This is a genomic window from Actinomycetota bacterium, from assembly GCA_036280995.1.
In the GTDB taxonomy this organism is placed as follows: Bacteria; Actinomycetota; CALGFH01; order CALGFH01; family CALGFH01; genus CALGFH01.
Window position 1 is genome coordinate 1 of sequence record DASUPQ010000319.1, and the last position, 13,350, is coordinate 13,350.

Consider the following 13,350-nt stretch of genomic DNA (forward strand, 5'->3'; position numbering starts at 1 on the left):
GCCCACGGCCAGGTCCTCGGCGCCGTAGGCGGGGGAGGTCTGGACCAGGCCCGACCCGTCACCGGTGGTGACGTACTCGTCGGCCACCACCGTCCAGCCCCGGGCCGCCTCCTCCTTGGTCACCGGGATCAGGTCGAAGGCCCGCTGGTAGCGGGTGCCGAGCAGCTCCTCCAGAGGCACCGGGCGCAGCACCCGCGCGTCCTCGCCGACCGCCCTGGCGACCGCGTCCCGGGCCACCACCAGCCGGCGCACCCGGCCGTCCTCCCCGGTCGCCTCCACCAGCACATAGTCGATCTCGGGGCCGACCACCACCGAGACGTTGGGGACCAGCGTCCACGGCTGGGTCGTCCAGACCAGCAGGGCCGCGCCCTCGTCGGCCAGGGTCCCGGTGGTCGCGGGCAGGGCCACGTAGGCGGTGAGGTCCTCGACCTCCTTGTAGCCCATGGCCACCTCGGCGTCGGACAGGGTCGTCTGGCACCGGGGGCACCAGGGGGTGACCTTGTAGTCCTCGACCAGCAGGCCGCGGCGGTGCAGCTCGGCCAGGGCCCACCAGACGCTCTCCACGTACGAGGCGTCCATCGTCCGGTAGGCCTGGCTGGTGTCGATCCAGAAGCCGACCCGCTCGGTGAGCTGCTCCCAGACGTCGACGTAGCGCAGCACCGACTCGCGGCAGCGGGCGTTGAACGCCTCCACCCCGTAGCGCTCGATGGCCTGCTTGTCCTTGAGCCCCAGCTCCTTCTCGATCTCCAGCTCGACCGGCAGCCCGTGGCAGTCCCAGCCGCCCTTGCGGTCGACCCGGTGGCCGCGCATGGTCTTGAAGCGGGGGAACAGGTCCTTGAAGACCCGGGCCTCGATGTGGTGGACGCCGGGCTTGCCGTTGGCGGTCGGCGGCCCCTCGTAGAAGACGAACGGCTCGGCCCCCACCCGCTGGTCGACCGAGCGCTCGAACACCTTGCGGTCGCGCCACAGCTGGAGCACGCGGGCGTCGAGCGCGGGGAGGTCGAGGTTGGGGTCGACCTGGGGGAACTGGCCCATCTGGTGATCGTCTCCTTCGCGTCGTCGACCTGGGCGAAGGGACGAGGCCGGGGCCCCGCGGTACCACCCCTCGTGCCGGCGGCCTCACGGCCACCGGCCACTCACCGGCCGCCCGGCGCCGCCGGACGGTCTCCAGCTGTCACGGGCTGACCCGGCTGCGCCTACTGGGCTGGGCGCCGTTCGGGCAGCGGCTCGGGGAGGATCTTCGAGAGGCGCCGTGCCGCCGGGCTTCCACCATCCCCGGCTCGCTGGCGGCCGTGCCGCCCCCTACTCGTTCCCGTCATTGCCTGTATCGTCAGTCTACCCCGGACAGGCAATCGGATTGGTCGGAGGAGCCATGGCACGCAAGAAGACCGCTGAGGCCGCCGCCGGGGCCGACGACCCCATGCCGCGACCGCGCGGCCGCCGCTCGGTCCTCACCAAGCGGGACCTGCAGGCCTACCGCCGGCGGCTGGAGGCCGAGCTGGCCGAGCTGCAGGGCCAGCGGGCCGACCTGGAGGAGTCGACCGAGGCCAGCCTGGCCGACGCCACCGGCGAGGTCGGCTTCGACGAGGAGTTCGCCGACACCGGCAGCTTCACCTTCGAGCGCGAGCGCGACCTGTCGCTGGTCGGCAACGCCAGGGACCTGATCGACAAGGTCGAGCACGCCCTGGCCCGGATCGACGCCGGCGGGTTCGGGCGCTGCGAGGCCTGCGGCCGCGCCATCGAGGCCGAGCGGCTCGACGCCCTGCCCTACGCCACCCTGTGCCTGGCCGACGCCCGTCAGCGGGCCCGGCCGCGCTGACATGGCCGAGCCGGCCGCGGCGCCGCGGTCCCGACGGGTGCTGGCCCTGTACGGCACCGCCGCCGCCGTGCTCGCCCTCGACCAGCTGACCAAGCACCTGGTGGTCGTCAACCTGGCCGGCCGCCCCCCGGTGGACGTGATCGGCGACCTCGTCCAGCTCCGCTACACCACCAACTCCGGTGGGGCGTTCTCGCTGCTGACCGGGGCCCCGCTGTTCTTCGGGATCATGGCCATGGTCATCATCGGCGGGATCGTCTACGCCTCGCGCCGCGCCCAGCCGCTGTCCATGCTGGTCGTCCTCGGCCTGATCCTCGGCGGGGCGCTGGGGAACCTGACCGACCGCCTGCTGCGGGGCGAGGCCTTCCTCCGGGGCGAGGTGGTCGACTTCGTCAAGGTCGGCATCTGGCCGGTGTTCAACGTGGCCGACTCCTGCGTGGTCGTCGGCGGGATCCTGCTCGCCCTGATGCTCGGCCGGGCCGAGCGCGAGCCCGAGCAGGCGCCGGCCGACACCGAGCGCTCTTGACCCAGGCGCCCGACCCGGGCCGGGTCGCCGGGCGCCGTCTGGACGAGGTGGTGGCCGAGCTGGCCGGGACCTCCCGTGCCCAGGCGGCCCGCTGGGCCAGCGACGGCCTGGTCGAGGTGGACGGCCGCCCGCGCCCCAAGTCGTACCGGCTCCGGGGAGGCGAGCGGCTCGCCTGGACCCCGCCGCCGGCCCCGCCCGACGGCGACCCGGTCGCCGAGGACCGGCCCCTGACCGTCCGCCACGAGGACGACCACCTGCTGGTGGTGGCCAAGCCGCCCGGCCTGGTCGTCCACCCCGGCCCCGGCCACCCCACCGGCACCCTGGTCAACGCCCTCCTCGGCCGCCCCGGGACCAGCCTGTCGGCCGGCGGCGGCGACGCCGGCCGCCCCGGCATCGTCCACCGCCTCGACAAGGACACCTCGGGCCTGCTGCTGGTGGCCAAGGACGACGCCACCCACCAGGCCCTGGCCCGCGACCTGGCCGCCCACCGGGTCGAGCGCCGCTACCTGGCCCTGGTCCAGGGCCGCCTCCCGGCCGGCCGCGGCACCGTCGACGGCCCCATCGGCCGCCACCCCCGCGACCGCAAGCGCATGGCCGTGGTCCCCGGCGGCCGCCCCGCCGTCACCCACTGGCGGGTCCTGGAGACCTTCCCCGCCGTCCAGCTCATCGAGGCCACCCTGGAGACCGGCCGCACCCACCAGGTCCGGGTCCACCTCGCCTCCCTCCGCCACCCCCTCGCCGGCGACCGCACCTACGGCGCCGACCCCACCCTGGCCACCCGCCTCGGTCTCACCCGCCCCTTCCTCCACGCCTGGCGCCTGGCCTTCACCCACCCCGCCACCGGCGACCGGGTCGACCTCACCGAACCCTTCCCGCCCGACCTCCAGGGGGTCCTGGACCACCTCCGCGCCGGGGGATGACCTTGCCCATCAGGCTCGTCTCCGACTCGAGCCCGTCTCGGTGAAGCCCAGACGGCGCCAGAATCAGCCCTCCTCGAGCTCCTGGAGGGAGTCGCCGATCAGCCAGAACATCGGGGGCCAGAGGCCGACGAACAGGGCCCGGCGCTCGGCGTTGTCGCGGTGGTCCTGGTCGACCGTCTTGGCCCGGACCCAGAGGCCGAGGCAGAGGGCGATCGAGCCGAGCGACGCCGCCTGCAGGTAGGTGCTGCGCAGGCCGGCGGCGTGGAGTGCCTTGACCAGCATCGTGGCTCCTTCTCGATGGTCTATGGGGCAACCGTTGGGGTAGACGACCACGAAAAGGAGAAACATGGGAGCGGAGACGGGGCCGGCCAGGCGGGCCGGGACGGTGGCCAGGTGGCCGCTCGGGATGGGACTGGCCTTCTGGCGCTACCTGTGGCGGACGATGCCGCTGCACCGCAGCGACGAGGACGGGTCGCCGGAGCGGGACCTGCCCCCTCCCCTGCCCGGCGGGCTGGCCGACGGGCGGCTCCAGCGACTCGAGGACGGGTCCGGGCCGCTGTTCCGGCGCCGCTACCGGGTCCGCATCGAGGGCGGCCGGCTCACCCCCGAGGAGCTGATGGGCGAACTGCTGCGCGAGCCCAACCGGGCCGCCCCGATCGAGGTGGCCGTGTTCCGCAAGACCAGAGGGGGGGAGGGGCCGCTGGCCGTGGGGGACGAGTTCGTGGTCCGCATGCCCGGCCCCTGGGACGGCCCGGTGGTGGTGGCCGACCGGACGCCGACCTCCTTCCGGTTCGCCACCCTCCAGGGCCACCTGGAGGCCGGGCAGATCGAGTTCCGGACCTCGGCCGACGGCGACGCCGTCCGCTTCGAGATCGAGTCGTGGGCCCGCAGCGGCGACCGCCTGTCGAGCCTGCTGTTCGACCGGGTCAAGCTGGCCAAGGAGATGCAGCTGCACATGTGGACCCACTTCTGCGAGCGGGCGGCCAAGCTGGCCGGCGGCCGCATCCGCGGCGGCATCCACATCGACACCCGCCGGGTCGAGGTCGAGGGGGCCCGTGGCCGCTGACCGCCCCCGGGCCGGCCGCCGGGCCTACCGGGCCCTTGCCGCGCTGGCCGGCAAGGAGGTCAACTTCGACCCCGGCCAGAGCGAGCACTTCACCACCGAGAGCGGCTGGAAGATCGACGACTACCTCCAGGAGCTGCCGCCCGAGGCGCCCGGCCCGCCGGTGCCCGGGGGCAGCTTCGAGGTCGCCCAGCGGCTGATGCGCGACTACGAGTTCGCCGACCCGGCCATCGTGCGGGCCGTCTACGCCGAGGACAGCCCCTTCGAGACCCGCGACATGCTGCTGGAGGGCCGCTTCTACGGCCTCCGGTTCCACTTCGGCGTCCGCGTCGGCGGCCTGGTCGACAAGGAGGTGGCCGTCGGCGGCCGCCCGGTCCGGCGCTGGGGCTGGAACTACCGCACCCTCCAGGGGCACCTGGAGATGGGGCAGATGGACTACGAGGTCCGCAAGTGGCTCGACAGCGGCGAGGTCGACTTCCGCATCCACGCCTTCTCCCGCCCGGCCCACATCCCCAACCCGGTCATCCGGCTCGGCTTCCGGGTGTTCGGGCGCTGGGTCCAGCGCCGCTTCGCCAGGCACGCCTGCCAGCGCATGGCTCGCCTCACCGCCGCCCGGGTGGCCTCGAGAGCCCCCGCGGGGGACCCTCCGGCGACAAGCCGTTAACCTGGCGGTTCCCTCCGAAACCGTTGTGCCGCAACGATTTCGGACAGCCGAGGGTCGTTGCCTCCGGCGTTCCCTGGGTGTAGGCTCCTGGCCCGGAATTACATCCGTGTCATTTGTCCACAGGCTGTGGGAAACTCCGGTCGAGCGGCCTTCGCACCAACGGTAGGGGAGAGCAACAGCAGCCATGCCGGGCAGCTTCGCGCACCTCCACGTGCACACCGAGTACTCGATGCTCGACGGAGCCGCCCGGGTCGACGACCTGTTCGCCGAGGCCGCCCGCATGGGCATGCCCGCCCTGGCCATGACCGACCACGGCCAGCTGTTCGGCGCCGTCGACTTCTACCTGGCCGGCCAGAGGCACGGGGTCAAGCCCGTCATCGGGTGCTTGCTGGCTGGCCAGGAGATCATCACCGCCGACGGTGTCAAGAACGTCGAGGATGTCCGTGTCGGCGACATGGTGCTCACCCACAATGGGCGGTTCCGTCGCGTCCTTCGCACCATGCGCCGGCCTTATGAGGGACAGGCGTACACCGTCTCGCTCGGCGGACGGTATGGCCGGACCCTGACCCTCACCGAAGAGCATCCGATCCTCGTCCGTACGCGTGACGGCCTGGTGGACTGGACCAAACCAGCCGACATCGATGCGGGCCAAGCGAGCAAGCATGGAGGTGTGAACTGCTGGAAGTCCTGGGCCTGCCTGCCCCGGTTGCGCACCGAGTGGACCGAGATCAGCTGCCGTGACCTCCTCCCGAACGACTTCTCGGCGCCGCTGACGGGCGGGCTCACCCGCACCTACAGGTCGAAGTATCGGGGGGACCAGGCCTGGCCACGCTTTCCCGACCGCATCCCGCTCGACTACGACGTCGGCTACCTGCTCGGCATCTACGCCGCTGAAGGCCATGTCGGTTCCGTCCGCGGCCGTGTCAACGGCGAGGTGGGCTTCACGCTTCACCGTGACGAGTCAGAGCTGGCCGCCCGCATCATCGAGATCCTCGGCCGCTTTGGCGTCACCGCTGTCCCCTACGACCGGCCCGACCGGCAGTCGCAAGAGATCAAGGCAGCCAGTACGCCCCTCGCCCATCTGTTGATCGCGCTGGTCGGGAAAGGCGCCAGGAACAAGCGAGTTCCCGCGCAGATCCTCAACGGACCGCCCGATGCCCGTCGTGGCTTCCTGGATGGACTCCTGGACGGTGACGGCAAGAACCCGAGCCGCAAGTCGAACCCCAGCGGTCGGCGAGACCTCAAGACCGCCTCTCGCTCGCTCGCCTGGGGCGTGCGGACGTTGCTCGCCGACGTTGGCCACTGGACAACAATCACCACTGGGGAGTCGCCAAGCGTCTTCCCATGGGGCAAGAGCCTTCGTAACCACCGGTGGTACGTCGTCACTTTCGCGCCGAATCGCCGATACTCGCGCACCTTGGAAGATGACCGGTTTCTCTACCGACCGATCTTGTCCGTGCAGCCGGTGCGGCTCGACACCGAGGTCTTCAACTTTGAGGTTGAGGAGGACAACTCCTACGTCTCGGACTTCGTCCTCCACAACTGCGAGGCCTACCTGGCCCCCGGCTCCCGGTTCGAGAAGCAGCGGCGCGACACCGCCGAGCCCTACAGCCACCTGACCCTGCTGGCCGAGAACCAGACCGGCTACGGGAACCTGCTGCGGCTGGTGTCGGCGGCCTCCCTGGAGGGCTACTTCTACAAGCCGCGCATGGACCGGGAGCTGTTCGAGCGCTACGGCGAGGGGCTGATCGCCACCTCCGGCTGCCTCGGCTCCGAGGTCAACCAGCGCCTCCTCAAGGGCGACCGCAAGGGCGCGGCCGCGACCCTGGCCGAGTTCCGCGACCTGTTCGGGGCCGGCAACTACTTCGTCGAGCTGCACGAGCACGGCCTGCCCGAGCAGCGCCGGGTCAACCCCGACCTGATCGCCCTGGCCCGGGACCTCGGCCTGCCCCTGCTGGCCGCCAACGACCTCCACTACACCCACAAGGCCGACGCCGCCGCCCACGAGGTGCTGCTCTGCATCCAGACCGGGGCCGTGCTGGCCGACCCCAAGCGGTTCCGGTTCGAGGCCGAGGAGTTCTACCTCAAGTCCCCGGCCGAGATGCGGGCCCTGTTCGCCGACCACCCCGACGCCTGCGACAACACCCTCGAGGTGGCCGAGCGCTGCGACGTGCAGCTCCGCTTCGGCGAGAACCTCCTGCCCCACTTCGAGGTGCCCGACGGCCACACCCTGGAGTCGTGGCTGCGGGCCGAGGTCGAGCGGGGCGCGGCCGAGCGCTACGGCCACCCGCTGCCCCCAGACGCCCGCGACCGCATCGACTACGAGCTCCAGGTCATCGACCAGCTCGGCTTCGCCGGCTACTTCCTGATCGTGGCCGACCTGTGCCGCCACGCCCGCGAGCACGGCATCCGGGTCGGCCCGGGACGGGGGAGCGCGGCCGGCTCCTGCGTCTCCTACTGCCTGCGCATCACCGACCTCGACCCGATCGCCTACGGGCTGATGTTCGAGCGGTTCCTCAACCCGGGCCGCAACGAGATGCCCGACATCGACCTGGACTTCGACGAGCGCCGGCGCGGCGACATGATCCGCTACGCCACCGAGAAGTACGGCGCCGACCACGTCGCCCAGATCGTCACCTTCTCCACCATCAAGGCCAAGCAGGCCATCCGCGACTCGGCCCGGGTGCTCGGGTTCCCCTACAAGCTGGGCGACGACCTGGCCAAGGCCATGCCCCCGCCGGTGCTGGGCAAGGAGCACCCCCTGAGCGTGGCCTTCAAGCTCTCGGCCGAGCTGCGGGCCGCCCGCGACAACGACCCCGAGGCCCGCCAGGTGCTGGACACCGCCGCCGGCCTGGAGGGGCTGCGCCGCCAGTGGGGGGTGCACGCGGCCGCGGTGGTGATCTCCCGCGACCCGCTGGTCGAGCAGGTCCCGATCATGAGGCGGGAGGCCGACGGGGCGATCATCACCCAGTACGAGATGAACGGGGTGGCCAAGCTCGGGCTGCTCAAGATGGACTTCCTCGGGCTGCGCAACCTCACCGTGCTCGACGACACCCTGGTCCACCTGCGGGCCAGGGACGTCGACCTGGACCTGGGGGCGCTGCCCACCGACGACCCGGCCACCTTCAGGATGCTCCAGGCGGGCGACTCCGACGGCGTCTTCCAGATGGAGTCGGAGGGCATGCGGCGGCTGCTGCGCCAGCTCCGCCCGGACCGGTTCGAGGACATCGTCGCCCTGATCGCCCTGTACCGCCCGGGGCCGATGGAGGAGATCCCCAACTACATCGCGGGCAAGCGCGACCCCCGGCGGGTCAAGCACCTGCACCCGCTGATGGCGGAGATCACCGCCGACACCTACGGGGTGCTGGTCTACCAGGAGCAGATCATCACCCTGCTCCAGAAGGTGGCCGGCTACACCGCCGGCGAGGCCGACCTGGTCCGCAAGGCGATCGGCAAGAAGATCGAAGCCCTGATGCGCAAGGAGGAGCCGCGCTTCCTGGCCGGCTGCCGCGAGAAGGGCCTCACCGACGACCAGGCCCAGACCCTGTGGCGGCTGATCCAGCCGTTCGCCGGCTACTCCTTCAACCGGGCCCACGCCGCCGGTTACGGCCTGGTCGCCTGGCAGACCGCCTACCTCAAGGCCCACCACCCGGTGGAGTACATGGCGGCCCTGCTGACCAGCGTCAAGGACGACAAGGACGCCCGCCCCAAGTACCTCGGGTCGTGCCGGCGCATGGGCATCACCGTGCTGCCCCCGGACGTGAACGAGTCCGACAGCGACTTCACGCCGGCGGACGGCAAGGCGATCCGCTACGGGCTCTCCGCCGTGCGGAACGTCGGCGAGCAGGTGGTCGAGGCGATCATCGCCGCCCGGCGGGAGAAGGGCCGCTTCACCGACTTCTTCGACTTCTGCGAGAAGGTCGACATCGGCGTGCTCAACAAGCGGGTCATCGAGTCGCTGATCAAGGCCGGCGCCTTCGACTCGCTGGGGGTGCCGCGGCGGGCCCTGTTCGAGGTCCACGAGGTCGCCGTCGACCGGGTCACGGTCCGCAAGCGGGCCGAGGCGGCCGGCCAGTTCTCCCTGTTCGGGGGGCTGGGCGACGGCGAGGACGTGGTCACCGAGCCGCTCCCGCCGGTCGGGCGCGAGGAGTGGGAGAAGTCCCAGCGCCTCGCCTTCGAGAAGGAGATGCTGGGCCAGTACGTCTCCGACCACCCGCTGCTCGGCCTGGAGCACGTCCTCCAGCGGGCCGCCGACACCGCGCTGTCGTCGCTCGGCGAACGCGCCGACGGGTCGGTCGTGACCGTCGCCGGCATCCTGGCCAAGCTGACCAAGAAGTTCACCAGGCGGGGCGAGGTCTACATCGTCGCCGACCTCGAGGACCTCGACGGCGGGGCCGAGTGCATCTTCTTCCCCCAGGTCTACACCCAGCATCAGGGCATCCTCGTCCAGGACGCGGTCGTGGTGGTCAAGGCCAGGGTCGACGCCCGCGACGACACCCCCAAGCTGGTCGCCCTCGAGGTCAAGCCGCCCAACCTCACCGAGAGCGGCTCCGCCCCCGTGGTCCTCAACCTCGAGGCCCGGGCCTGCAACGACGGCGTGGTCACCCGCATCAAGCACATCCTCGGCTCCCACCGCGGCAAGTCCCCGGTCCACCTCCAGATCCGCGGCGCCCGCTCCACCATGGTCGTCCGCCTCGGCGACGAGTTCCGGGTCGACCCCCGCAACGGCCTCTACGCCGAGATCAAGGCCGAGCTCGGCCCCGACGCGCTCCTCACCTGACCCGCTCCCGGTAGGGTTCCTCTGGCAGGGCATCCGAGGAGGAGGCGGGCAATGGGGCACCAGGTGCGCGGGGTGATCGCAAGGACCGGGCGGGCGCCGGTCGAGCTGGTCACGGTGCTGGTGCCCGACCCCGGGCCCGGGGAGGTGCTGGTCCGGGTGCAGGCGTGCGGGGTCTGCCACACCGACCTGCACTACCGCGAGGGCTCGATCAACGACGAGTTCCCGTTCCTGCTCGGCCACGAGGCGGCCGGGAAGGTCGAGGCGGTCGGACCCGACGTGGCCAACGTGGCCCCGGGTGACTTCGTGGTCCTGGCCTGGCGGGCGCCGTGCGGGCAGTGCCGCTCGTGCCTGCGGGGGCGGCCCTGGTACTGCTTTGACAGCCGCAACGCCAGCCAGAAGATGACCCTGGAGGACGGCACCCCGCTGTCGGCCGCCATCGGCATCGGCGCCTTCGCCGAGCGCTGCCTGGTCGCCGCCGGCCAGGCGGTCAAGGTCGACCCGGCCGCCCGGCCCGAGGCGGCCGGGCTGGTCGGCTGCGGCATCATGGCCGGCTTCGGGGCGATCGTGAACACCGCCAAGCTGGAGCGGGGCGACACGGTGGCCGTGTTCGGCTGCGGCGGGGTCGGGAACGCCGCCGTCCACGCCGCCGCCCTCATCGGCGCCGGCAAGGTCGTCGCCGTCGACGTCGACCGGCGCAAGCTGGAGCTGGCCCGGCAGTTCGGGGCCACCGACCTGGTCGACTCGAGCCAGGTCAACCCGGTCAGCGCCATCCGCGAGCTCACCGGCGGCTTCGGCGCCGACGTCACCGTGGAGGCGGTCGGCAACCCGGACGTGTTCAAGCAGGCCTTCCACGCCCGCGACCATGCCGGCACCCTGGTCCAGGTGGGCGTGCCCAACCCCCAGATGCGCATCGACGTGCGCATGCTCGACTTCTACGGGCGCGGCGGGTCGCTGCGGCCGGCCTGGTACGGCGACTGCCTGCCCACCCGCGACTTCCCAATATTGATCGACCTGTACCTGCGCGGCCGCTACGATCTCGACCGGTTCGTCTCCGAGACGATCGGCCTCGACCAGGTCGAGGAGGCGTTCGCCAAGATGCAACGGAACGAGGTGCTGCGCTCGGTGGTGGTGTTCCCCGATGCCTGAGGCGTCGACGCTGGCGCTGTTCACCGTGGCCGCGATCACCCTGCTGGTGATCCCCGGCCCGTCGGTGCTGTACATCGTGACCCGCAGCGTCGACCAGGGCCGGGCCGCCGGGCTGGCCTCGGTCGGCGGCATCCACGTCGGCACCCTGGTGCACGTGGCCGCGGCCGCTCTCGGCCTGTCGGCCCTGCTGGTCTCGTCGGCCACCGCCTACAACGCGGTGCGCTGGGTCGGCGCCGCCTACCTGGTCTGGCTGGGGATCCAGCGGCTGCGGGCCCGCGACGAGGAGCTCCTGGCCACGGCCGGCGGCCCGGGAGGGGACCGGCACAGCCTTCGGCGGGTCTTCGCCCAGGGGATCGTCGTCAACGTCCTCAACCCCAAGACGGCCCTGTTCTTCTTCGCCTTCCTGCCCCAGTTCGTCGACCCGTCCCGGGGCTCGGTGCCGTTCCAGGTGGTCGTGTTCGGGGTCGCCTTCGTCGTCCTCGGCCTGCTCAGCGACGGCGCCTACGCCGTGCTGGCCGCGACCGGGGCGGGCTGGCTGCGCCGCCGCCCCGGGGTGGCGAGGACGTCGCGGCTGGTCTCGGGCGGGGTGCTGATCAGCCTGGGCGTGACGACCGCTCTGGCCGGGTCGCGGTCCTCGAGCCAGTAGCGGCCCGCCGGGGCCCGCCCCGGCCGGGTGCCTCGGCCGACAGCCAGTGCAGCAGCAGCTGCTGGGCGACCCCGGCGGCCGGCCCCCAGTGGGCGGTGACCGACCGCACCTCGGTCTCGGACGGCATGCGGCCGTCCAGGTAGGCGGCCCCGACCGCCTTGCGGACCCCGAGGTCGCCGGCCACCACCCGGGGCCGGCCGAGGGTCCGGGCCAGCAGCCACTCGGCCGTCCAGCGCCCGATCCCGGGGAAGGTGACCAGCCGCTCCACCACCGCCTCGTCCTCCAGCCCGGCCAGGGTGGCCAGGTCGACCCGGCCGTCGGCCACCGCCCCGGCGAAGGCGATCGTCGCCACCGCCTTGGAGGTGGAGAACTGCAGCCCGCGGAGGTCGGCCACGGCCGCCCCGGCGAGCCGTCCGGCGTCCAGACTCCACACCTCGACGACGGCCGGGTCCTCGGGGATGGGGTCGCCCTGCTCGTCGGGCCGGTCGCCCTGCTCGCCGGGCCAGCGGTCACCCCCACCCCGGGATGCTGGGGCCCCCGAACGGGAGGGTAGCCGACGGTCGGATCGGGGGCTCGTCGCTGTCCACACCCCCGGCACCTCCGGTGGGACCGGGACCTGATGGCGCCGGCCGTAGCGCCGGGCCAGGCGGCCGCGGAGGGTGGCGGCGAAGCGCAGGGTGATCTGCTGGGCGCTGATGGCGCGGACCACGGCGGTGAGCAGGTCGGGCTGGAGGACGGGGCCGACCCCGGGGAAGCGGGCGGCGATCCCGGCGACCACCGGGTCGGCCGCGGCCAGCTCGGCCAGGGCCTCCGGGGCGGTCACGAACGCGCCGGCCAGCGCCCGGCCGGCCGCCCCCGGGTCGGCGCCCGCCTCCGCGGTGGCCACCAGCGCCGGGTCGGCCAGCGTCCCCGCCGGGCGGGCGGCGACCCCCACCATGTGGCCGTCGACGGCCATCGCCCGCAGCCACACCCGCCCGTCCCAGCGGTCGAGCAGGTCGTCCCCGGAGCGCCGGAACACGTCCAGGCTCCCCGGCAGGTCGACCGGCCCCGCCACCGGCACAGGCATGCGCCCCACCGCTGCTCAGTTGACGCTGAACGGGGTGGCGGTGGGGGCCGGGCCCGCGACCCGGAAGTGCTCCAGCAGGACCAGCTCGCGGCGGAGCAGGACCGCCTCGGCGGCCAGGCGCTCGGACGCCGACGGGATCGTCAGCAGGCGCTGCTTGTCGGCCAGGTCGACCTGGAGCCCGGCCGCGACCAGGTAGGAGGCGGCCACCGGGTCGTCGGGGATGTCGATCGGCTCGGCCTCCTGGCCGGCCATCCGCAGCAGGGTGGCCACATAGCGGGTGAACAGCCGGCCGGCTTTGAGCGTGCGCTGCTCGGCCGCCTCCCCGGTGGCCTCGGGCAGCTCGCTCACCTCGGCCACGATGTACGGGGCGGCCTGGGTGACCCCGTCGATCCGGAACCGGCTGCGCCCGCGGGCGACCACGTCCAGGCGGCCGTCGGCGTGGCGGTCGACCTCGGCCACCTCGGCCACGCAGCCGACCGGGTGGTAGGTGGCGCCGGCGTCGACGTCACGGCCCTTGACGATCGCCACCACCCCGAAGCGGCGCTCCCCGTCGAGGACCCGCTTGAACATCTGCCGGTAGCGTTCCTCGAACACCTGCAGCGGGATCGGCAGACCGGGGTACAGCACGGTCTGCAACGGAAACAGCGGCAGGTCCACGGAGCCATGGTAAGCCCCCACCGCCGCAGCCCGCGCTCCGCCTCGGGTCGGGGCGCGCCGAACCTC

At 72.7% G+C, this 13,350-nt stretch carries 12 protein-coding genes; 8 read left to right on the forward strand and 4 right to left on the reverse strand.

The window, feature by feature from the left end:
- Positions 1-1,035, reverse strand: a 1,035-nt coding sequence (locus VF468_10765) for a class I tRNA ligase family protein (GenBank protein ID HEX5878786.1), incomplete at its 3' end; no start/stop codon positions are given.
- Positions 1,036-1,372: 337 nt separating this feature from the next.
- Here VF468_10765 and VF468_10770 point away from each other — a divergent pair.
- The 3 genes from VF468_10770 to VF468_10780 are packed head-to-tail and all read left to right on the forward strand — an operon-like array spanning position 1,373 to position 3,262.
- Positions 1,373-1,819 (forward strand): TraR/DksA C4-type zinc finger protein, encoded by a 447-nt coding sequence (locus VF468_10770; protein ID HEX5878787.1) that lies wholly within the window; start codon positions 1,373-1,375, stop codon positions 1,817-1,819.
- A gap of 1 nt (position 1,820) precedes the next feature.
- Positions 1,821-2,342 (forward strand): signal peptidase II, encoded by a 522-nt coding sequence (gene lspA, locus VF468_10775; GenBank protein ID HEX5878788.1) that lies wholly within the window; start codon positions 1,821-1,823, stop codon positions 2,340-2,342.
- On the forward strand, positions 2,339-3,262 hold the full coding sequence (locus VF468_10780; GenBank protein ID HEX5878789.1) for an RluA family pseudouridine synthase: 924 nt from the start codon (positions 2,339-2,341) through the stop codon (positions 3,260-3,262). The genes lspA and VF468_10780 overlap by 4 nt, the downstream gene beginning before the upstream one ends.
- A gap of 63 nt (positions 3,263-3,325) precedes the next feature.
- Here the strand turns inward: VF468_10780 and VF468_10785 are convergent, their stop codons facing one another.
- A complete protein-coding gene (locus VF468_10785) occupies positions 3,326-3,544 on the reverse strand; it encodes a hypothetical protein (protein ID HEX5878790.1) in 219 nt (72 codons plus the stop codon).
- Between the two features lie 64 nt (positions 3,545-3,608).
- Between VF468_10785 and VF468_10790 the strand changes: the two genes are divergently transcribed.
- The 5 genes from VF468_10790 (at position 3,609) to VF468_10810 (ending at position 11,561) form a co-directional block, all read left to right on the forward strand.
- Positions 3,609-4,328, forward strand: a complete 720-nt coding sequence (locus tag VF468_10790; protein HEX5878791.1) for a DUF1990 family protein — start codon at positions 3,609-3,611, stop codon at positions 4,326-4,328.
- Complete coding sequence (locus VF468_10795) at positions 4,318-4,989, forward strand: DUF1990 family protein (GenBank protein HEX5878792.1); 672 nt, start codon at positions 4,318-4,320, stop codon at positions 4,987-4,989. Before VF468_10790 ends, VF468_10795 begins: the two co-directional genes overlap by 11 nt.
- A gap of 184 nt (positions 4,990-5,173) precedes the next feature.
- Positions 5,174-9,769 carry a DNA polymerase III subunit alpha gene (gene dnaE / locus VF468_10800; GenBank protein HEX5878793.1) on the forward strand — a complete coding sequence of 1,532 codons (4,596 nt, stop codon included), beginning with the start codon at positions 5,174-5,176 and terminating at the stop codon, positions 9,767-9,769.
- A 51-nt stretch (positions 9,770-9,820) separates the two neighbouring features.
- Positions 9,821-10,915 carry an S-(hydroxymethyl)mycothiol dehydrogenase gene (locus VF468_10805; protein ID HEX5878794.1) on the forward strand — a complete coding sequence of 365 codons (1,095 nt, stop codon included), beginning with the start codon at positions 9,821-9,823 and terminating at the stop codon, positions 10,913-10,915.
- Positions 10,908-11,561, forward strand: coding sequence for a LysE family translocator (locus VF468_10810; protein HEX5878795.1), 654 nt, complete (start codon positions 10,908-10,910; stop codon positions 11,559-11,561). Before VF468_10805 ends, VF468_10810 begins: the two co-directional genes overlap by 8 nt.
- Here the strand turns inward: VF468_10810 and VF468_10815 are convergent.
- The gene (locus tag VF468_10815) at positions 11,509-12,627 is read right to left on the reverse strand and encodes a hypothetical protein (protein ID HEX5878796.1); all 1,119 of its coding nucleotides are present in this window, start codon (positions 12,625-12,627) and stop codon (positions 11,509-11,511) included. The genes VF468_10810 and VF468_10815 overlap by 53 nt on opposite strands.
- A 15-nt stretch (positions 12,628-12,642) precedes the next feature.
- A complete protein-coding gene (locus VF468_10820) occupies positions 12,643-13,284 on the reverse strand; it encodes an LON peptidase substrate-binding domain-containing protein (GenBank protein HEX5878797.1) in 642 nt (213 codons plus the stop codon).
- Positions 13,285-13,350: the final 66 nt, after the last annotated feature.